This is a genomic window from Tepidibacillus infernus (genome assembly GCF_048898065.1).
GTDB lineage: Bacteria > Bacillota > Bacilli > Tepidibacillales > Tepidibacillaceae > Tepidibacillus_B > Tepidibacillus_B infernus.
In genome coordinates this window covers 1-615 of the sequence record NZ_JBLWFI010000014.1, presented here as the reverse complement: position 1 = coordinate 615, position 615 = coordinate 1, and the positions used below count along the sequence as shown (strand labels likewise).

Annotated in this window: 1 rRNA gene; it reads left to right on the top strand. The window is 50.6% G+C overall.

From position 1 onward, the window contains the following. Positions 1–615 (top strand): 23S ribosomal RNA (locus TEPIDINF_RS14750); the annotation flags it as partial.

Here is a 615-nt window from a genome sequence, read left to right as displayed (position 1 = left end):
GTGTGACAGCGTGCCTTTTGTAGAATGAACCGGCGAGTTACGATTGCGTGCAAGGTTAAAGTGAAGAGCTGGAGCCGTAGCGAAAGCGAGTCTTAAAAGGGCGAAAGTACGTAGTCGTAGACCCGAAACCGTGTGATCTACCCATGTCCAGGGTGAAGGTGAGGTAACACTCACTGGAGGCCCGAACCCACTAGTGTTGAAAAACTAGGGGATGAGGTGTGGGTAGCGGTGAAATTCCAATCGAACTCGGAGATAGCTGGTTCTCCCCGAAATAGCTTTAGGGCTAGCCTTGGAGTAAGAATCTTGGAGGTAGAGCACTGATTGGGCTAGGGGCCCTCATCGGGTTACCGAACTCAGTCAAACTCCGAATGCCAAAGATTTATCTTCAGGAGTCAGACGGCGAGTGCTAAGATCCGTCGTCAAAAGGGAAACAGCCCAGACCATCAGCTAAGGTCCCCAAGTATACGTTAAGTGGAAAAGGATGTGGAGTTGCACAGACAACCAGGATGTTGGCTTAGAAGCAGCCACCATTCAAAGAGTGCGTAATAGCTCACTGGTCGAGTGACTCTGCGCCGAAAATGTACCGGGGCTAAACGTATCACCGAAGCTATGGAT